Below are 18,608 nucleotides of genomic sequence, written 5' to 3'. Positions count from 1 at the left end.
GCATTCCTAAGCAGTGAGGAAAAGTTTCGAATTGAGTGTAGCGCTATTCTGGCTAAGGGCTAAAACGCATCAGCAGCTCCGGCTCTCCCGTGTGCTCATCTAACTGCTCGCCCATTGGCACAAAACCACGCGCTTCATAAAAACGGATACTAGGAGCGTTCTGGGCATAAACAGTTAACTGCAGCCACTCCCTGCGGCGCTTGGCATCTTTCAGCAGCGCACTGCCCAAGCCGTTGCCCTGCTGGTTGGGTTGCACAAAAATGGCGGCCAGCGTGTTTTCGTAAAGGCTGTAAAAGCCCACTACATGCCCCGACGCTTCAGCCACGTAGGTCTCTGAAGCAGGAAGATACACATCTCGCATTGCGCCCTGCTTCGATTCCCAAAAGCGGGGCGCGATAAAATCATGCGCTTGAACCGACGCCGACAGCCAGATAGAGAGCACGGCCTCCATATCATCGGCCTGAAAGGGGCGTATGCGATAGTCGGTTGAGTTAGCGTTCATAACTATACCTGCTGCAGTGCGCTGTTCAGCGCTTGTAGGTTCTCGGGGGAGGCATCAAAGCGCTGGCAGTGGGCTGTCTCCTGCTCCCAGGCGGCAGCTGATTCCATATGAAGATGCACCGCTACTCTGGCCGAGCTCTCACCTTCTAATAACCCGGCAGGCACCCACACCCAATCGCTACCGCGCAGTTGGTTGGGCACGGGGCTGCCGCATGTCGCGCAGAAATCGCTTCGGTAGCCGCTTTCACGCTGATAAGAACGGATATTCCCCTGCCCCGAAAGCCACTTGAACTGCTCGCCCTGCACAAAGGTGGCCGCATTAGCAGCGGCACCGGTTGCCTTACGACATAACGAACAGTGGCATTGATACAGATGAGGCAGCTCGCCCGCAATCTTAAACGCCACTTCCCCACACAGGCACTCGCCTTTCATTTCCTTCTCCTTAAGGAATTTTTGATGCATCACCGCTTTCGCGCTACTCCACGTTAGCGTTATACAAGATCACTTCATCCCCTGCGCCATAGCCACTAATCACCGCCGCGCGGGAGACGCCCAGCGTGGATTGATACAGTTTCTCTGCGAAGTTGCCTTCCGAGGTGGTTACCATCACAGCCCCCACGCCACAGCCCTGGCGGCGCACGTGGGTTTTGAACGGCGCTAGCGACTCCACAATAAGCTGTTTACCCAGCCCCTTACCCGCCGCATCTGGGTGAATGCCGATTTGTTCCAGCTCGATAATGCTCTTTTCCCGAAAGCCATTTTTCACGCACCAAAGGATATAACCGCGCACTTGGCCTTCCACTTCGACCACGTAGTAAACGCCCCTTGGGTAGGCGTTAAACGACGCCTCTATCCACTTGGCGTGGTTTTTCTCGCGGGGGAAACAGGCCTGATGCACCTCAGCGATGGCGGCAATATCGGTTCTTTCTGCAGCTCTTACGGTCACTTTAAAATCCTTTTTTTGAGACTTATCTCATGACTTTCTCAAAGCCAAAAAACTCAAGCTTATGCGCCTTACTACCCCGCTCTTCATCATCGGGTAAGGGGTAATAACGGTTATAAAAAGAGACAATTTTAAAACCGCATTTATTGACATAAAAGTGGATGTTTCGCTTTTCGAAGTAAGGCGTGTGGGTCACCCATACCTGCGTTTGCGGGTACATCTGCTCAATGGCTTGCCAGGCACGATAGCCCACGCCACGACCGTGGGTGCTGGGTAAGAGATAGAACAGATCCAGCGCATTGTGTTGAGTGGCTTCGTCAATGGTCACAATCGCGCCGCCCACTTTCACACCGTCTAGCAGTATGTGATGCACCACGGCATCTGGCGCGGTAAGAGAGTTGTCGATATCGGCATCGGAAGGAAGCAAGCTCGCTTCCACTGCGCCAAACGTCTCTTCCACCGCCACGCTAAACGAGGCTTTTAACTCTTGCTTGAACGCTTCAAATGCCGATGCGTCTGCCAACGCCAGCGTGACGTTAGAGGTATCTTCCATGGCTACGCCTATATGCTCAATGAGCGTGATTAACCCACCGTTTAGGCTAACCGCTGCCATGACGTTTTGCCATACCACGCTCAAGAAGCCGACGACTTAACGACGTTAATGCTGAATCTCGGTCACCACATCGGTCTTAACGGAGTTAGCGATAAAGCACTTTTCATGGGCGGCGTGATGAATCTGCTCAAGCGCCTTCCTTGAGGGCGGCTCCCCTGCAAACACCGCCTTTGGCCGCAGCGTGACTTGGGTCATGGCGATCTTCCCATCGCTGCCCTTCTCCATCACACCCATCGCGTTATCCACGTAGCTTTCCACTACCAAACCCTGCTGGGCGGCAATGGCGAGGAAGAACAGCATATGGCAACTGGAGAGCGAGGCCACAAACGCCTCTTCCGGGTCGACGTTGGCCTCGACCGAATAAGGCAACGGCACCACATGAGGCGATGACGACGCAGGCACGCGAACGCCGCCATCAAACACCCACTCGTGCCCACGGCTATAACGCTGATCTAGAAAGGCTTCATCGGCTCCACGGGCCCACTGAATGGAAGCGGTGTATTCGGCCATTTGGGTTCCTCTGGTTCATTGAAAGCTGCCACTAGGGTCGGCATGGATAGCTTCTGACATGATCTCAGAATTGTGCTCATTGATCTTCTCTCGTTCACCACCTTCAAAGCGGATCGTCTACGATGGGAGCATGAACGGCGATGGCCTTGGGCAGTCAGAACCACATCACAGCAGGGAATGACACTAGGAGAGTGAGATATGCAGACGATTGAGCTAGGCGGCGTCAGCGTACCCCGTATTGGCCAGGGCACCTGGCACATGGGTGAGGATGCCGGGCAGCGGCAGGCTGAAATCAGGGCGCTACGTGAAGGCCTAGACCTGGGCATGACGCTGGTTGATACCGCCGAGATGTATGCAGAGGGCGGCGCTGAAGAAATCGTAGGCGAAGCCATTCGCGGGCGGCGCGATGAGGTGTATCTCGTCAGCAAGGTTTACCCGCACAACGCCAGCACCCAGGGTGTTCAAGCCGCCTGCGAGCGCAGCCTACGCCGATTGGGCACCGATACGATTGATCTCTACCTGCTGCACTGGCGCGGCCAGTACCCGCTGAGCGAAACCATAGAAGCATTTGAGCGGCTACGCGAGCAAGGCAAGATCCTGCGCTGGGGCGTGTCGAACTTCGACGTTGACGACCTAGAAGAGCTAAACGCGCTCGCGTGCGCCACCAATCAGGTGCTCTACAACCCCGAAGCCCGGGGCATAGAGTACGACCTGTTGCCCTGGCAAGCCCAGCAAAACATGCCGCTTATGGCCTACTGCCCCATCGGGCAAGGCGGCGCACTACTTCGTGACGCGACCCTGCAACGCATCGCTGACAAACACAGCGCCACTCCCGCGCAAATCGCGCTTGCCTGGGCACTGCGCCACCCCGGCGTGATCGCGATTCCGAAAGCCGTGAGCCTGGACCACCTCAAACAGAACGCTGATGCAGATAAGGTCAGGCTCGATGATGAGGACTTGGCACAGCTGGATGCCGCCTATCCGCCACCAACACGCAAGCAGGGCTTGATGATGGTGTGAGCAATCGCCTATCAACGGCTTAGCGTGGGATACGATTCGTGGGCATCACCGGCTCAACCGCTGTTTTAAAGCGGAGAAAGCCGAACGCGGCTAAGCCAATTGGCAAACCCAATCCTGTACGCTATTCTGTACATTAACAATATCGCGTACAGGAGTACCCTTTATGGATGCCATCAGCTACACCGCCGCTAGAACCAACCTAGCAAAAACCATGGAGCAGGTCTGTGAAGACCACTCTCCTATGATCATCACCCGCAATAAGGCGCAATCCGTGGTCATGATCTCTCTCGAAGACTATGAAGCACTGCAAGAGACAGCCTACCTCCTGCGCGCGCCCAAAAACGCCCGCCGTTTACTGGAATCCGTTGCCGAGTTGGAGCAAGGGGGCGGTCAGGAAAAGGAGCTTCTTGAATGAAGCTCATCTTTTCCGAGAACGCCTGGGAAGACTATTTGTACTGGCAGAAAACTGACAAAAAGATTCTCAACCGAATCAACAAGCTAATCAAAGAAATCAAGCGAGAGCCATTTGAAGGAGTCGGCAAGCCAGAACCCCTTAAACACAGCCTCGCGGGTTACTGGTCTCGGCGAATCAACGAAGAGCACCGAATAGTTTACAAGGTCACGGACGACGCTTTGCTTGTTGCCCAACTGCGGTATCACTACTGATTTAACGCTGAGCACATCTGCGCGATTTCAGGAGCGTCCAGCGGCCAAAAGCCGCGAGCTGCTACGCCTTGTTAATTGAGGAGTTACGAGGCAACGCCAAACCGACGATTCGTCGCAACATGGATCTCGCCTATATATGACTTGTAAGTACGGCTGATTTGAAACAACGCAAGGAGGTAAACACTAACTGCTACAGCAGCACCAAGTGGAACCTTGCCCTCTGAAATTTCAGCTAGTGCTCCAGGGAGAAGCGGAGCCAGACTGAAGCTGATCCTGGACGTTGATCACCACCATGGCGTTCTGATCGTAGTTGTAAACCTTGAAACGCGGCATACTGACTACTCCCCGTCTGTTTTCCCAGTCCTGCCAAAGCCTGGCTGCGCCTTTTTTAACGCTTTGTTAGCCGGCGATTCTCTGCATTATATGTTGAGGACCAACTGGACCACCTAAATACAAATTTCCTGTGTCTTCAAAACCACATTTAAGATAACAATTGTACGCAGCTTTATTGCGACAATTTACTGTCAACTGTAACCGATCAAAATCTGGATAATTGGAAGCAACATAGTCTGGCAACAAACTCAATGCTTTACTCGCAACACCTAAACCTTGATGATTCTGATCAATCAGAAAAGCTCGAACACCTAGCGCCTTTGGATCACTAAAGCTGTAAGTATCAGAATAAGAAAAATCTAAGACAAAAAAGCCAACTACCTGATCACTTTCTATGATCAAATGAGGATGTTCATCTTCTTTTAAAGATAAGATGAATTCACCAAGCCTATCGACTGTAAACTGAGCTTGTTCGGGTTTTACTCGTAATCTTTCAACTTCAGCATCACGACTTTTATTATATTTCTCAATAATTAACATGTTACCTCGATCTCAAATTACGCCTAACGCCCGAGCACAGCGGCACGAGCGAAGTGAATGTACGGTGCAGCAGGCACCAACTGCTGCGACTTGTAAACTGTACTTGTCATCTATATGGCTGCCACTCTTGATAGAGTGGAACATCCTCGTACTCCAACCAGAAAACGTCATGTGATGACCAAATATGCGCTTCTGGTTTAACTCCTGGATCTTCGTTCAATGTAGCCACAAGCAATATTACATGAGGCTGGCTAGGTCTTTCAGCTACCAAATGCGTTCCGCATACTGAACAGAAATATCTCAACTTTCCTTGACTAGATTCAAAGCTAGAAAGTTTTTCTTCACCACGAATCCAACGGAAATTTTCACTCAGAACACCCGCTGTGGGTACGAAAGGAGCAGCATGTGCCTTGCGGCAATTTTTGCAGTGACAAAAAATAATCGGCATGTCCAGTGAGGCAATCTCATGCTCAATGGTTCCACACAAACAACTCCCTTTCACGGATACCTCCTTGGTACAGTTAACGCCTTGCTAAGCGGCGCAAAATAGTTGGCTATAATTTGCGAGGAACGAGCGAAAGCCAACTGCTTTCCGTCAGTTTAAGCAACTTGTTATATTTTTTTAACTAAGTAATATCGAAGCCTTATGCTCATCCATAGGCACCACAACTCTATGGAGCAGTATATGACATTCCTCAGCAGACTTATCAAGCAACTCTTTAAATAATGACATCGTTTGTTTTTGTATTGGGTTTAGCGAATCCATAAATAGACTAACATCTTCAATAGATGAATACTCAAGAAAATTGAAATATAGCCTAATAAAGCCAGCTGTTACATCTGAAATTTGGACAAGGTAGTTCTGTGCCTCTTTAGACTCGACAAAAGAAAAATTCACAGCATCTAACTCAGGATCATGCATTCTAATGTTATTTATTTTTTCTTCTATTTTACATTCTTTATCTAGGATGTGCTTTGAATTGGGGAATGTCTTTAGTCTATTAATATAAAAAAATGAGAAATCCTCTATAAGAATATCTTTGTCGTGATCAAACACTAACTCAAAATTAATATTTTCACTAAATAGCTTAATGCATTTATAAACTAGAAAACCTAGTTTTACTAACATCTCAGAATCTTGGTCTTTGCTACCCTCGCTGAACTTTACAGCCACATTCTTCATTATCAGATCATTTAGTCTTTCTAAGAACTTTAGAGAATGCTCTTTTGTTATATTCGGATAGTTGAAGCCTGTCATTAGTGACAGAAAGTTCTCTTTATCCAGCTTTATCAACCTATATAAACAATCTTTATAAAAGATTTGGTTCATCCAGTCTTCTTGAGCATTGGTGCACAAGACAATATCTTCGATGATATCTAGAAATGACCAATAGACTGTATTTATCATTTCATAATGAATAAATACTTTACTTGAGCTCAGACATTCAAAAAGAGCTTTAAAGCGCTTACTCCCTAGTGCATACCTAAAAGCTTCTATTGGCGTGTATTTGGCTCTAATTTTAACCATCTGCGAGAATTTAAGCTCTGTACACTCATTCTGTAGATGCATCTTTTTTTTCAGGAGGTCAAAATCTATTTGCTTACTGAAATTAGCAAACGCTATTCCAGCTAGTACAAAAATAGGAGATGCATCTTGGTTTGGATCATTGTCAATATTATACTCATCACCCGCAAGAAGTAACTTTCTCATATTGTTTGATTCATCGTAATAGATAGTGTATTTATTTTTTGAAAGTATTAATTCCATTTAATTACACTCGACAGTTTACGTAAGTGAAAATATAACGCTGCCCATAACCCGCAGCCGAAAGCGGAGCGACAAAGGAGCGTAGCTTTTGGCTGCGGGTTATGGGCTTATTAGGCATTTTCGTCAGTCTTGAACTTTGCTGATCCATGCCCAAAATGCTTCGATAAGGGCTCTTTGCACAAGTGAACAACTTCCCCCGTTTCGGGATCAATGACTTTTTCCACGTATTTATCTTTGCTCTTGTCAATGACCCGGCTTTTCTGCATCCACTTGCCGTCAGATTTCCGAAGGTCATCCCCTTCAAAGAACTCATACCTCGGGTTCTTCTTTGAATTGAAGTTTTTGTCCTTCATCTTTCCAGTTATGCAGTCATGAAGCTCCAGCCCCGCTTCTTCCACGATACTGAGGTTAATCGTTTCAAGCGCGAGCCACATACGGGGCACGGACCGCGCTCAGCAAAGCCTACCCATTCATCGGGAAGCTTCGCACCGCAGTCCGCGCAGTTCATGGTGGCATTCATGTCGGTATCCATTAGGTTTGATGCCTCAACGCCGTTCATAACTGGCGGGGCTGCAAGCCACGTCCGGCGCTGGAGGCGCGTAATCAATGACTTGGTTATATCCTGCTACTCCTCTTGCAGACTCTCAATAGAACTTTGCAGTGCTGATAACTCCCTGACGATGCGGTTGGTGCCGTCGTTCAGTGCCTCCGATAAATCGATTTCATCGATAGCTTCTATCAGATGCTTCATATCGTCTACAATCTTTTCAGCCTGAGCCGTCTGGTTTGCACGCAACTGTTGGATCTCAGCAATATGAGCAGATGAAGTGGCTTTTCCATCATAAATGCCATATATACCGATGAGTGCGCTCAACACAATAGCGGTCCATGTTGCAGCATGCTGCTTGCTGAACCGTCTTTCATCTAACGTTCTAAAATTATTAGATACAAAGTCTCTCAAGGCAGGGGAAGGGATTATCTCCTTTCGCGTATACCTAAGAAGCAACTCAACTAGATTGGAGTCGTAGATTGGCATTGAGATGTGCTGCACATTGGATAGGCCATCACCAAAGGACACGATTTTGTTAGAACTCAGGGCTGGATCAAAAAGGGTTACCAGATGTTCATCCTCTAGGTATCTGAGAAGCATTAGGTACTTTATCAAAAGCAATAGTAAATCATTCTGCTGTCCGGCAAGAGCATCAAGCTCTTCTTGAGACGGAGATGACGGAGTTTTACAATGACTCTCATAAAGAACCTCTCCACTTTTTCTTGCGCCGTCAATTTTGACAATTGCCTTTTCTAGAAAACAATGCCCATCGAGAATATTTACGATATTTCTAGAATAGCCTTGCCCTTCGACAATCCTTTTTATTAGGTTTTTTTCTTCTTCATCAAGAGTACGCATATAGCCTCATAAAGATATAACGCCGTAAGCAGGCGCGGAAAAACTGGAGCGAAGCGGAGGTTTTTACGTCGCGCTGCCTTACCTTGTTAGATTTAGTCATTTAGCAGGTCATCTAAGATGTCGTCTATGCCTGACGACTGTTCACGTGCCAATTCAAATAAATTAAACAACATGGTACTACCCTCATCATATTCCCAAATCAAATTCCCCGAATGATCAAGAATGCAAAGACCAACTGATGTACTCCATGAATATTCAAGCTCATCATGAAAGTATTTGTACCTTTTTTCAAAAACACCTATTGGCTTTTTCTTGTATTCACATTGCAAGTATAGAGGGACTATATTTTCTGTACCGTGCGTGAAATAAAGCGGTGGATTGGCTTTAACCCAGCTAACGGTTTTGTCAACAGTCGCCCTGGTAAGCTTTTGAATAAGTTGTGTTGCCTTGCTGTCGATAGTCATGTCAGTCCCACTTTGCATCTTTAACTAATTGTTCAAGAAACGTATTAACAGATGACAGTTCGTAGTAGAAAGCCCAAGCCTCATCTACTGTCGCGTCGTTTACCGGCTCCATACGAAAGAACTTACGCTTACACAACTTAGCAATTGCTTGATTAATTCTCTTCTGGTCTGAATCAGGGACTTTTTTGGCTGCATTTCTAAGCAAACCAACTGCGATATGAATTTGGGCAATCCCTAACCGTTGTTCTTTGGGCCAGTCTTTTAAACTCTTGAGGAGGCTTGAACTTACTTTTCCCATATCTGTAGCTATTTCAGGAAGACGAGCACGGCGCATGAAAGACTGCCTTATCTGCTTTGCTTCATATAGAACAAATAAAGATACTACCAGTCCGACAATTGAACTAATAGCTGATGTGTAGTTTAGCCAGCTAGGCAATGCTGTTTCCTCTTAAAAATCTAACAGTGATTATACGCCCTGCCATGAAACCTCAATGAACGTGATATCACAATGACTGAGGTTTCATAGCCACCAAATTGAATCTACCTCATTGATTCTACAACGTGCAAAGAGAATTTTGGCGATGTAGCCAAAATTCGCGGGCTTGCGCGTTTTGCTCGCCTCAATAATTCTGTTTTTATGAACAGCATTATTGAGGCATCCTCCCATGAAACTGATGGAACGCGTCAAGAAACCATGGGGGTCAAGCACTCAACGCCATCGTCTTTTCTTGTCGTTCACTGCTTTCACAGCAGACCACCTCTGTACGCCCAATAAAATTGCCTACCCTTGCATCTCCCCCACCCGCCTCCTACACTGCGCTGAATACTGCTTGACGGGGTGCCGGTGGAACCGGCTGAGATCGCTATACGGCTGGCTGCTACAGCAAGTCGTCACGGCGGGGCCCGTTGAACCTGATCCGGCTAGTACCGGCGTAGGAATCAAGCGGTGGTTGGGGTGCGCCATGTTCACCTGATACCTTGCCCCAACTCACTCTCCCTTCGCCCGTGCGCCGGTTCGCTGTACCACCGGAGGCATCCAATATGGGCTACCGCTTTACCAATCTCACCACCGCTTGCCAAGACGATTGGCGCGCTTACATCGAGCACGATTTCGTGCGCCAGCTGGGCAACGCTACGATGCCTGAGGCGTCGTTTCGCCACTACCTGAAGCAGGATTACCTGTTCTTGATCCACTTCGCCCGCGCCTACGCGCTGGCCGCTTACAAAAGCCCCACCCTAGCGGATTTGCGCCAGGCCCACGAGGGCTTGAAAGCCATCGTGGATGTGGAGCTGGGCCTGCACGTGGGCTTTTGCGAGGAGTGGGGCATCAGTGAGCAGGAGCTGGCCGAACTCCCAGAAGCACGCGCCACGTTGGCCTACACCCGCTACGTGTTGGATACCGGCAACCGCGGCGATCTGCTGGATTTGCACGTGGCGCTGGCCCCGTGCCTAGTCGGCTACGGTGAAATCGCCAACTGGCTGAACGCACAGCCTTCTACCCTTCGCGGTGAGCAGAACCCCTTCGATGCTTGGATTGCTATGTACGAAGGCGAGGAATTCCAGGCCGCCATGCAGGCAGAGCTTGCGTGGCTCGATGCCCGCTTGGCGGATGTCACCCCCGCCCGTTTTGCTGAGCTGAGCAAAATCTTCCGCGATGCCACCCGCCTGGAAATCGACTTCTGGCAGATGGGTTTAGACCTTTCTGAATAATCACCAACAACAAGGAAACCGTCATGACCAAGACCGTTAAAAGCAGAACCGCGCACTTTTTAGCCGAAACTGCCCAGGTAGATGCCGCCGCCGTGGCGCCGCTGCCCGGCTCGCGCAAGGTGTACGTGGAAGGCTCGCGGCCGGATATTCGCGTGCCGTTTCGGGAAATCACCCTCTCGCCTACCAAAACCAGCGGCGTGGATGAACAGAACCCGCCGCTGCTGGTGTACGACACCTCCGGCCCCTACACCGACCCCAACGCCCGCATCGATTTGCGCCAGGGCCTGCCAGAGCTGCGCCGGGCCTGGATCGAAGAGCGCAACGACACTGAGTTTCTGGATGGCCCGACCTCGGAATACGGCAACCGCCGCGCCAACGACCCCACCCTTGCCCAGCTGCGCTTTGATTTAACCCGCACACCCCGCCGGGCGAAAGCGGGCAAGAACGTGACCCAGCTGCACTACGCCCGCCAGGGCATCATCACGCCGGAAATGGAGTTTATCGCCCTGCGGGAAAACCAGCGCCGCCAGGCGTTGGGAACGGCCGAGGTGGAGCGCATTCTGGGCCATCAGCATGCAGGCCAGAGCTTTGGCGCTAGCCTGCCCAAGGAAATTACCCCAGAGTTCGTGCGCGATGAGGTGGCCCGGGGGCGGGCGATTATTCCCAACAACATCAACCACCCGGAAAGCGAGCCGATGATCATTGGCCGTAACTTCCTGGTGAAGATTAACGGCAACCTGGGCAACTCGGCGGTCACCTCTTCCATCGAAGAGGAAGTGGACAAGATGACCTGGGGCATCCGCTGGGGCGCGGATACCATCATGGATCTCTCCACCGGCCAGAACATCCATGAAACCCGCGAGTGGATCATCCGCAACTCGCCGGTGCCGATTGGCACGGTGCCCATTTATCAGGCGCTGGAGAAGGTCAACGGCATTGCCGAAAACCTCACCTGGGAGATCTTCCGCGATACGCTGATCGAGCAGGCGGAACAGGGGGTGGATTACTTCACCATTCACGCGGGGGTGCTGCTGCGCTATGTACCGCTCACCGCCAACCGCGTCACCGGCATCGTCAGCCGAGGCGGCTCCATCATGGCGAAGTGGTGCTTGTATCATCATCAGGAGAGCTTCCTGTACACCCACTTCGAGGAGATCTGCGAGATCTGCAAGCAGTACGATGTGGCGTTCTCGCTGGGCGACGGCCTGCGCCCGGGCTCCATTGCCGATGCCAACGATGAAGCGCAGTTCGCTGAACTCGAAACACTGGGTGAACTGACGAAGATTGCTTGGAAGCACGATGTACAGGTGATGATCGAAGGCCCCGGCCACGTGCCCATGCACTTAGTGAAAGAGAACATGGATAAGCAGCTGGAGTGCTGCGATGAAGCGCCCTTCTATACCCTGGGCCCGCTGGTAACGGATATCGCCCCCGGCTACGACCACATTACCTCTGGCATTGGGGCGGCGATGATCGGTTGGTTTGGCTGCGCCATGCTCTGCTACGTGACGCCGAAAGAGCACCTGGGCCTACCCAATAAGGATGACGTGAAAACCGGCATCATCACCTACAAGATTGCCGCCCACGCGGCGGATTTGGCCAAGGGCCACCCGGCGTCGCAGCGGCGCGATAACGCGCTATCTAAAGCGCGCTTCGAGTTCCGCTGGGAAGACCAGTTCAACCTGGGCCTAGACCCCGACACTGCGCGGGAATTCCACGATGAAACCCTGCCGAAGGACTCCGCTAAGGTGGCGCACTTCTGCTCCATGTGCGGGCCGAAGTTCTGCTCGATGAAGATCAGCCAGGAAGTGCGCGACACTTACCGCGACCGCGCCCCAGAAAACGCCAGCGAAAGCGACGCCGAAGCGGTGAAGCGCGGCATGCAGGAGCAGGCGGAGAAATTCCGCCGGGAAGGTAGCGAGCTATACCAAGAGGTGTAGCCCGCTACCGGTGGCGTTTAGCCAGCGCTAAGCGCCACTTTTAGCACGCCATCGCGCTGGTGGGAGAAGAGGTCGTAGGCTTCGACAATATCCTCCAGCGCGTAGCGGTGTGTGACCAGCGGGCCTAGGTCTAAACGGCCAGAGGCAATCATGCTCATCAGCCTGCGCATGCGCTCTTTGCCGCCAGGGCACAGCGAGGTAATGATTTTATGATCGCCTAGCCCTGCACAAAACGCGCCTAGCGGAATGGTGAGGTCTTCAGAGTAGACACCCAGGCTTGAGAGCGTGCCACCGGGCTTGAGAACCCGCAGCGCGGCCTCAAAAGTTTGCTGTAGGCCCAGCGCTTCAATAGCAACGTCTACCCCCCGCCCACCAGTGAGTTTCAGCACCTCATCCACCACATCGACCTTGCGGAAATCCAGCGTCACATCCGCGCCCATCTGCTTGGCCATGTGCAGGCGTTCATCGACACCGTCTACCGCGATAATCATGCCCGCCCCGCGCAGCCGTGCGCCGGCGGTGGCGCACAGGCCAATCGGCCCTTGGGCAAACACCACCACCGTATCGCCTATTTTAATGCCTGCGGATTCCGCACCGGCAAACCCCGTCGACATAATGTCTGGGCACATCAGTACCTGTTCGTCGGTTAGGCCATCGGGTACGGGCGAAAGATTCGCTTGGGCATCGGGCACCAGCAGGTACTCCGCCTGGGCACCATCGATGGTGTTCCCAAAGCGCCAGCCACCCATCGGCTTATAGCCGTGGCCGTGGTGGCCACCATCTTGGGAACAGCAGTCATCCTGGCAGGCGTAGGAAGTGAAGCTTGGGCAAATTGCTCCGGCAATCACCCGCTGGCCTTCTTGGTAGCATTTCACGTTGGCGCCGAGTTTTTCAATCACACCCACGGGCTCGTGGCCGATGGTTAAACCGCGCTCTACCGGGTATTCGCCTTTTAAGATGTGAACATCGGTGCCGCAGATGGTGGTGGTAGTGATACGCATGAGCGCATCGTTAGGGCCAATCTCAGGGATAGGTTTGTCGTCGATTTCGATGCGGCCCGGTTCAACGAAAATCGCCGCTTTCATCATGGTCGGCATGGGGCACGTCCTCAGTGAAGGGAGTCATGACACATGGCCATTAAGCGCGAAATAGCGGCCTCAAATAGTGCGCTAGGTCACATAAGGTGCCAAAAACAACAACCGGAGCCATGGGCTCCGGTTGTGGGTGATGCGTATTAAGAATTACTTTTTCTTCTTTAGGCTCTCCTTGGCATCGCCCTTGCCTTTTTGCAGTTCGCCTTTTGCTTGCTGGGCTTTACCTTTGGCTTCGGTTTTGCCGCTGCCGGTGGCCTTGCCAGCTGCTTCTTTTACTTTGCCTGCGGCTTTGTTGGCCGCACCTTTAACTTTATCTTCTTTGCCACTTGCCATGACGAACACCTCTAATCCGTTAGTAGGGAAATGGCCGCTCGCCCAATCAGTCGTTACTTCAACGGCGGCTCATAATCAGAGTAGCTGTTTGTTAAAAAGTTGCCTCAACTTCTTTCAGGCAAGCGGGTGGGTTCCCAGCGGTTCAGTAGGTAATGCAGGCAAACCATCACCGACAGCGTGCCAATCAACGCCACGCTCATAGAAGAGAAGCGGTAAAGCGCGCTGTAGACTAGGTCTTGCTGCGGCCCTAACGACTGGCCGAACAGAATCCCCATCGTGGTCAGCCCACCAAAACCAATGCCGGAGCCGCCACCTTCCAAGATGTGCTCCCGAGCAAACAGCATTAACCCCAGCCAATAGAGCAGAATCACCAATAAAAAGTGGTGGCTTTGGGTGTAGAGCGCCAGCTGCATGACCAGCGCGAGATTACAGCCCAGCAGCGTGCCCACCGCACGTTTTGCTGCCGATGCCTGCGCGCCAACATACCCCAGCGTAAACAAAATCAAGATGGTGGCCATTTGCGCTGAGAGCGAATCGCGCAGGTCAAACACCTGAAACACCACAAACGAGAGCGTGGCGGTGATGCCGCCAATCAGCGTTTCATGACGGATTTGCGCCGCCGTTTTGCTGCCTCTGGGCGGCGGCTGGCGTGGCTCCACATCGGGAAACAGGGTATACATCAGCATGGCGATAAACACCGCCAGCACGCTGGCCATCAGATTACTGGCCAGCAGATCGCTTAAATCCACCCCTGGGTAGCTGGCAAAGTGCAGCAGAATGCTCAACGTCAGCACCCCGTTGGCACCAAACAGAAACAGCGGGCCTTTAGCCATCACGTTAAAGCGCAGCAGAAACAGGCCCAGCACTACCAGCGTCATCACCACGGGCATGTGTTTTAACAGCCCCACGACCAGGCTGACTTCCAGCACGTTAAGGCTCACGTTGGAGAGAAACTGGCGAATAATCGCGCCATTTAACACCGGCACCAAGCCCAGAAGAAACATCGGGAAAACGGTAAAAAACACGCCGTAATTCCACCCCATCAGTTGGCTGATGATAAACCCCAACGTGCCACCGCCCGCCACCCGCAGGCACTGGCGAAGCCCGTTCTGGCTAATCCCGTTCTGACTAAGCACCGAGGGAGCAGGCGCTGAACCCGTGGCGGATGTTTCAGTATGGGGAGGTGATTTAGTAGACATAATGAAGCCAGCTGATGAGACTGGCCTGCAGCCAAGCAAACGGCTTGGCTAAGGCGTGCTCACCGGGCACCAGTTGTACCGTGGCCCGCGCGCCGCTAGGCGGGAGTTCTTTCAGCGGTTCATCCAACACAACGTGAATGCGCACCCGCTGAGCGTCGCGCACCCAGCGGTCGGAGGTAGGAATATCCACCAGTTGCCCGTCGGCAGCCTGCTGCCCTTCTCGCACGCCAGCATCGAACGCGCTCACATGGCCTGCAAAAATACGCCCCGGCAGCGCGTCAAACACTACCTTTGTTTCATCGCCAGGGGCCACATGGCGAAGGCTTTTTTCGCGAAAGTCCGCGACCACGTCCACCTGACTGGCTACCAGCGCCACGGCGGGCTGGCCTGCCTGTACATAATTTCCCGGCTGAAGCTGAAGGTTGGTCACTTCGCCCGCTTCAGGTGCTCTGACCGTGGTACGGGCCACATCCAGCTCGGCTTTTTCTAAGGCATTGTTGGCTTGGCGCAAACGCAGGTTGGCGTCGCCCTCTTCGCCTAGCTGCACTTCTAAGCTATCGATTTGCGCACGAGCGGATGCTACGGCGGCTTGGGCCGTATGCTCAGCGGCCACTTGCTGCTCATACTGCTGGCGGGAGATGCCCTGCCGCCCCAATAACGCCTCGGCACGGCGGCGCTCACCGCTGCGCTCGTCAAACGTAGCCTGGGCAGATGTCAGCGAGGCCCGCGCCGCCGCTAGCTCCGCGGTTAGCCGGGCATTCTCCTGCTCGGCTTGTTCACGGTTTAACTCCGCCTGCTGCTGGGCAAGCTCGAACGGTGCCGGGTCTAGCCGAAACAGTACATCGCCTGCTTCTACTTGTTGGTGATCACGCACCACCACGTCTTTCACCGGCGCGCTTAACTCCGGCGCAACCCGTGTCACGGGCCGCATCGCCCGTGCTTCAGGGGTCATGGGCATAAAGCTATCGGCTAGTAAGAAATAGACAAACAGCACCACAAACGCCGCCAGGGCTATTTTCACCCAGCGGGTAAATCGTTGATCAGGAGTCATTAGCGTTACTCACTCACTGGCCCCACGCCGTCACGTCTGCATGGGGTAGCGTTAGACGGAATACTTTAGTCTAACAAATTTATTAGCACGCTAACAATATGGGTTAAAAAAACCCGCTGCTGAGTCTTTGCTCAGTCAGCGGGGTATGGCTACTCGTTTAGAAGCGGTAGCGCAGGCCAATGCTGTAAGCGTCTAGGTCATAATCTGCTTGGCTCAGGTAGCGAGTGAAATCTGCGCTAATCGCCAGGGTGTCGGTGACATCAACTTCTGCGCCTGCACCGAAGGAAACATCGTCATCACGGCCGCTCTCGTTCAAACCGAAACCGCTTGCTGTCAATTTGACTTCCGAGTACCCCAAAAGGCCAAACAGACGTGCGTTATTGCCCAGCGGCACAATGCCTTTCAAAAAGCCGCCCACTAGGTAATCCAGCTCAATATCTAAACCATAAATGTCATCTGATCCACCTGTTGCACCATGAAACTCAACGGCAAGGTACTCATCAAGCTTCATACCTGCCACCAAGCGCAGGCCTACTGAGTCGAAGCTCTCATCCACACCGTCAAAATCTAACGTCCACGCCATGGCATCTGCGCCCACATACCCCTGTGGATAGCCCGCGTCGAAGGATTGCGCATGGACGGCTCCGCTCACTAACAGTGCAGAAGCAATCGCGAGCGCCTTGGCTGATGTTTTCATGTTATTCCCTTAGTTTTAATACTTTTAACGTCGTAAACAGCGGCAATACATTAACTAGAATTAATCATTGTTGCAAAAAAACCCCGCTGCCGAGTCTTTGCTCAGTCAGCGGGGTCGTATTCCCTTGATGGATGAATAGGCGCTTGGCGCGCTAGCCCATTAGAAGCGGTAGCGTAGGCCTACGCTGGCCGCATCGAAATCGTAGGCGGTTTTATCCAGGTAGCGCATGTAGTCGGCACCTACAGAGACGTTGGGAGCGATATCCACTTCTGCACCGGCACCGTAGGAGAAGCCGCTTTCACGGTCATTGCTGATCTCAACTTCGGTAAAACCGGCTAGGCCATAGAGGCGCACATCTGGAGCAATCGGGATGATGCCCTTGGCGTACGCACCCGCCAGGTGGTCTAGGTCGGCACCGCGATCAGAGCCGCCTGTACCTAAATGGCCTTCTACCGCGAAGTAGTCGTTAAACTGCGCGCCGCCGCGCAGGCGCAGGCCAACATCGTCACGGGAAGAGCCACGGTCGGGGTTCAGGCTCCAAAACATGGCATCGCCACCCACGTATCCTTGTGGGTATTGGAAGGATTGCTGAGCTTGGGCGGATGCCGCGAACGACCCTGCACCCACCAGAAGTGCTGCGGAGGTCAGTGATAAGACGGTCATCTTCATGGGGGTCACCTCAGTTAAAAAACAGTGTTTCCTTACGCTTTTGAAGTTTGGCCCAAGCGGATGTGAAACGCAATTCGTGCGTTCACGCTTGCATACAATTTCCTTTTTTCCTGCCCACTTTCTTGCCTTTTCTACCGCCCTTTAGAGAGGCTAAGCACGACAATACCGCCCACCACCACAGCGCCGCCCACAAGCTGGCTGGGGCTAAGCATTTGGCCCAGTACGAGATAAGCAATTAGCAGCGACGCCACCGGCTCGAAATTCATTACCGGGGCGTTGCGGGCCATATCCAGCCGAGGCACGAAAATAAATAGAATCGAGAACCCGCTGCCGTACAGCAGCGCCAGCAGCGTTAGCCCAATCCAGCCCGTGCTGTTCTCTGGCAAGCTCATGCCACCCGGCACCGCGCCCAACAGCCCACCAATGATCATGGCGATAAACACAGTTTGCATGGTGAGCAGGCTGCGCAGCGTGCTGCCCACCCCGGCCAAGCGGTGTTCGGTTACCCACAGCGCGCAGGCAAACGCGAACGCGGCAAATAGCCCAAAACCAATGCCTGCCAGCCACTCAGGCCCCATGGCATCGGCGTTGGCCACCCAGCTGGGGATATCCAACACCACCAACAGGCCAATCAGAATAGTGCCCATAATCAGGCAGCTGCGCAGCGATGGACGAGGCCCGCCCAGCGCCCAACTGATCAGCGCCAGTTGAATGGGAAAAGTGTTCACTAGCAGTAGCGCAATTACCACCGGCAAACGCGCCACGGCGGAGTAAAGGCTGACACTTTGAAGCGTAATCAACAGCCCCACTGCAAGCTGCCAGCGCCACGCCCCGGCAGGTAACCAAAGGCGCTTTTTCTGAAGAATCACCAGCGAAAGCAGAATCAAGCAAGCCACGCCTGAGCGCATCAACACCGCCAAGAGCAGCCCCGTGCCGTTATCAAACGCCAACCGGGCTGAGACGTGGTTCGCAGCGAACATCGTCGCCACCGTCATCATCAGCAGAATGGCAAGATGACGGGGTAGTAGGTTGGGGCTAGAAATTGAGGACATAGGAACAAAACGGCTCACGATGGGTTATATAAGGAACAGGATGCCGACATTTTACATAGAAGGCTAACTAAATTCTTCGCTGATTTTCCGCGTCGCA

At 52.6% G+C, this 18,608-nt stretch carries 24 protein-coding genes and 1 riboswitch; of the genes, 5 read left to right on the top strand and 19 right to left on the bottom strand.

Annotated elements, in window-relative coordinates:
- Positions 1 to 52 precede the first annotated feature (52 nt).
- Genes IEW65_RS02410 through IEW65_RS02390 form a run of 5 tightly spaced genes read right to left on the bottom strand, consistent with a single transcriptional unit; the run spans position 53 to position 2,567 of the window.
- Positions 53 to 502 (bottom strand): GNAT family N-acetyltransferase, encoded by a 450-nt coding sequence (locus IEW65_RS02410; RefSeq protein WP_188637914.1) that lies wholly within the window; start codon positions 500 to 502, stop codon positions 53 to 55.
- Positions 503 to 504: 2 nt separating this feature from the next.
- Positions 505 to 933 carry a GFA family protein gene (locus IEW65_RS02405; protein WP_188637913.1) on the bottom strand — a complete coding sequence of 143 codons (429 nt, stop codon included), beginning with the start codon at positions 931 to 933 and terminating at the stop codon, positions 505 to 507.
- 43 nt (positions 934 to 976) lie between these two features.
- Complete coding sequence (locus IEW65_RS02400; RefSeq protein WP_188637912.1) at positions 977 to 1,447, bottom strand: GNAT family N-acetyltransferase; 471 nt, start codon at positions 1,445 to 1,447, stop codon at positions 977 to 979.
- Between the two features lie 22 nt (positions 1,448 to 1,469).
- Positions 1,470 to 2,057 (bottom strand): GNAT family N-acetyltransferase, encoded by a 588-nt coding sequence (locus IEW65_RS02395; RefSeq protein WP_188637911.1) that lies wholly within the window; start codon positions 2,055 to 2,057, stop codon positions 1,470 to 1,472.
- 45 nt (positions 2,058 to 2,102) lie between these two features.
- The gene (locus tag IEW65_RS02390; protein WP_188637910.1) at positions 2,103 to 2,567 is read right to left on the bottom strand and encodes an OsmC family protein; all 465 of its coding nucleotides are present in this window, start codon (positions 2,565 to 2,567) and stop codon (positions 2,103 to 2,105) included.
- Between the two features lie 198 nt (positions 2,568 to 2,765).
- Between IEW65_RS02390 and IEW65_RS02385 the strand changes: the two genes are divergently transcribed.
- The 3 genes from IEW65_RS02385 (at position 2,766) to IEW65_RS02375 (ending at position 4,253) form a co-directional block, all read left to right on the top strand.
- Positions 2,766 to 3,587 (top strand): aldo/keto reductase, encoded by an 822-nt coding sequence (locus IEW65_RS02385; RefSeq protein WP_188637909.1) that lies wholly within the window; start codon positions 2,766 to 2,768, stop codon positions 3,585 to 3,587.
- 163 nt (positions 3,588 to 3,750) lie between these two features.
- Positions 3,751 to 4,002: a type II toxin-antitoxin system Phd/YefM family antitoxin gene (locus IEW65_RS02380; RefSeq protein ID WP_081195530.1), complete on the top strand. Its 252-nt coding sequence runs from the start codon at positions 3,751 to 3,753 to the stop codon at positions 4,000 to 4,002.
- The gene (locus tag IEW65_RS02375; RefSeq protein ID WP_016914643.1) at positions 3,999 to 4,253 is read left to right on the top strand and encodes a Txe/YoeB family addiction module toxin; all 255 of its coding nucleotides are present in this window, start codon (positions 3,999 to 4,001) and stop codon (positions 4,251 to 4,253) included. The genes IEW65_RS02380 and IEW65_RS02375 overlap by 4 nt, the downstream gene beginning before the upstream one ends.
- A 399-nt stretch (positions 4,254 to 4,652) precedes the next feature.
- Here the strand turns inward: IEW65_RS02375 and IEW65_RS02365 are convergent, their stop codons facing one another.
- The 7 genes from IEW65_RS02365 to IEW65_RS02335 form a co-directional block, all read right to left on the bottom strand.
- The gene (locus IEW65_RS02365) at positions 4,653 to 5,126 is read right to left on the bottom strand and encodes a GNAT family N-acetyltransferase (protein WP_188637908.1); all 474 of its coding nucleotides are present in this window, start codon (positions 5,124 to 5,126) and stop codon (positions 4,653 to 4,655) included.
- 106 nt (positions 5,127 to 5,232) lie between these two features.
- Positions 5,233 to 5,628 carry a GFA family protein gene (locus IEW65_RS02360; protein ID WP_188637907.1) on the bottom strand — a complete coding sequence of 132 codons (396 nt, stop codon included), beginning with the start codon at positions 5,626 to 5,628 and terminating at the stop codon, positions 5,233 to 5,235.
- 120 nt (positions 5,629 to 5,748) lie between these two features.
- Positions 5,749 to 6,894, bottom strand: a complete 1,146-nt coding sequence (locus tag IEW65_RS02355) for a DUF3800 domain-containing protein (RefSeq protein ID WP_188637906.1) — start codon at positions 6,892 to 6,894, stop codon at positions 5,749 to 5,751.
- A gap of 110 nt (positions 6,895 to 7,004) precedes the next feature.
- Positions 7,005 to 7,337 carry a hypothetical protein gene (locus IEW65_RS02350; RefSeq protein ID WP_188637905.1) on the bottom strand — a complete coding sequence of 111 codons (333 nt, stop codon included), beginning with the start codon at positions 7,335 to 7,337 and terminating at the stop codon, positions 7,005 to 7,007.
- Positions 7,338 to 7,519: 182 nt separating this feature from the next.
- The gene (locus IEW65_RS02345) at positions 7,520 to 8,302 is read right to left on the bottom strand and encodes a hypothetical protein (protein ID WP_188637904.1); all 783 of its coding nucleotides are present in this window, start codon (positions 8,300 to 8,302) and stop codon (positions 7,520 to 7,522) included.
- 92 nt (positions 8,303 to 8,394) lie between these two features.
- A complete protein-coding gene (locus IEW65_RS02340) occupies positions 8,395 to 8,766 on the bottom strand; it encodes a hypothetical protein (RefSeq protein ID WP_188637903.1) in 372 nt (123 codons plus the stop codon).
- Position 8,767: 1 nt separating this feature from the next.
- Complete coding sequence (locus tag IEW65_RS02335) at positions 8,768 to 9,100, bottom strand: hypothetical protein (protein WP_188637902.1); 333 nt, start codon at positions 9,098 to 9,100, stop codon at positions 8,768 to 8,770.
- Between the two features lie 490 nt (positions 9,101 to 9,590).
- Positions 9,591 to 9,722: riboswitch (TPP riboswitch) on the top strand.
- 85 nt (positions 9,723 to 9,807) lie between these two features.
- Here IEW65_RS02335 and tenA point away from each other — a divergent pair.
- A complete protein-coding gene (gene tenA, locus IEW65_RS02330; protein WP_188637901.1) occupies positions 9,808 to 10,476 on the top strand; it encodes a thiaminase II in 669 nt (222 codons plus the stop codon).
- Between the two features lie 23 nt (positions 10,477 to 10,499).
- Positions 10,500 to 12,416 carry a phosphomethylpyrimidine synthase ThiC gene (gene thiC, locus IEW65_RS02325; RefSeq protein WP_229755452.1) on the top strand — a complete coding sequence of 639 codons (1,917 nt, stop codon included), beginning with the start codon at positions 10,500 to 10,502 and terminating at the stop codon, positions 12,414 to 12,416.
- A gap of 17 nt (positions 12,417 to 12,433) precedes the next feature.
- Here the strand turns inward: thiC and IEW65_RS02320 are convergent, their stop codons facing one another.
- The 7 genes from IEW65_RS02320 to IEW65_RS02290 all read right to left on the bottom strand — a co-directional run bounded on the left by IEW65_RS02320 (position 12,434) and on the right by IEW65_RS02290 (position 18,511).
- Positions 12,434 to 13,513: an NAD(P)-dependent alcohol dehydrogenase gene (locus IEW65_RS02320; protein WP_188637900.1), complete on the bottom strand. Its 1,080-nt coding sequence runs from the start codon at positions 13,511 to 13,513 to the stop codon at positions 12,434 to 12,436.
- Between the two features lie 144 nt (positions 13,514 to 13,657).
- Positions 13,658 to 13,843, bottom strand: a complete 186-nt coding sequence (locus IEW65_RS02315; RefSeq protein WP_188638271.1) for a CsbD family protein — start codon at positions 13,841 to 13,843, stop codon at positions 13,658 to 13,660.
- A gap of 104 nt (positions 13,844 to 13,947) precedes the next feature.
- Positions 13,948 to 15,042 carry a DUF2955 domain-containing protein gene (locus IEW65_RS02310; RefSeq protein ID WP_188637899.1) on the bottom strand — a complete coding sequence of 365 codons (1,095 nt, stop codon included), beginning with the start codon at positions 15,040 to 15,042 and terminating at the stop codon, positions 13,948 to 13,950.
- Positions 15,032 to 16,093 (bottom strand): HlyD family secretion protein, encoded by a 1,062-nt coding sequence (locus IEW65_RS02305; RefSeq protein WP_188637898.1) that lies wholly within the window; start codon positions 16,091 to 16,093, stop codon positions 15,032 to 15,034. The genes IEW65_RS02310 and IEW65_RS02305 overlap by 11 nt, the downstream gene beginning before the upstream one ends.
- A 157-nt stretch (positions 16,094 to 16,250) precedes the next feature.
- Positions 16,251 to 16,790 carry a porin family protein gene (locus IEW65_RS02300; protein WP_188637897.1) on the bottom strand — a complete coding sequence of 180 codons (540 nt, stop codon included), beginning with the start codon at positions 16,788 to 16,790 and terminating at the stop codon, positions 16,251 to 16,253.
- A gap of 159 nt (positions 16,791 to 16,949) precedes the next feature.
- On the bottom strand, positions 16,950 to 17,459 hold the full coding sequence (locus IEW65_RS02295) for a porin family protein (RefSeq protein WP_188637896.1): 510 nt from the start codon (positions 17,457 to 17,459) through the stop codon (positions 16,950 to 16,952).
- Positions 17,460 to 17,590: 131 nt separating this feature from the next.
- Positions 17,591 to 18,511, bottom strand: coding sequence for an EamA family transporter (locus IEW65_RS02290; RefSeq protein WP_188637895.1), 921 nt, complete (start codon positions 18,509 to 18,511; stop codon positions 17,591 to 17,593).
- Between the last annotated feature and the right edge of the window lie 97 nt (positions 18,512 to 18,608).

Origin of the sequence: Vreelandella lutescens (genome assembly GCF_014640815.1) — a bacterium.
Lineage (GTDB): Bacteria > Pseudomonadota > Gammaproteobacteria > Pseudomonadales > Halomonadaceae > Vreelandella > Vreelandella lutescens.
The sequence above is the reverse complement of the archived record's forward strand: the minus strand, read 5'-3'. Positions and strand labels throughout refer to the sequence as shown.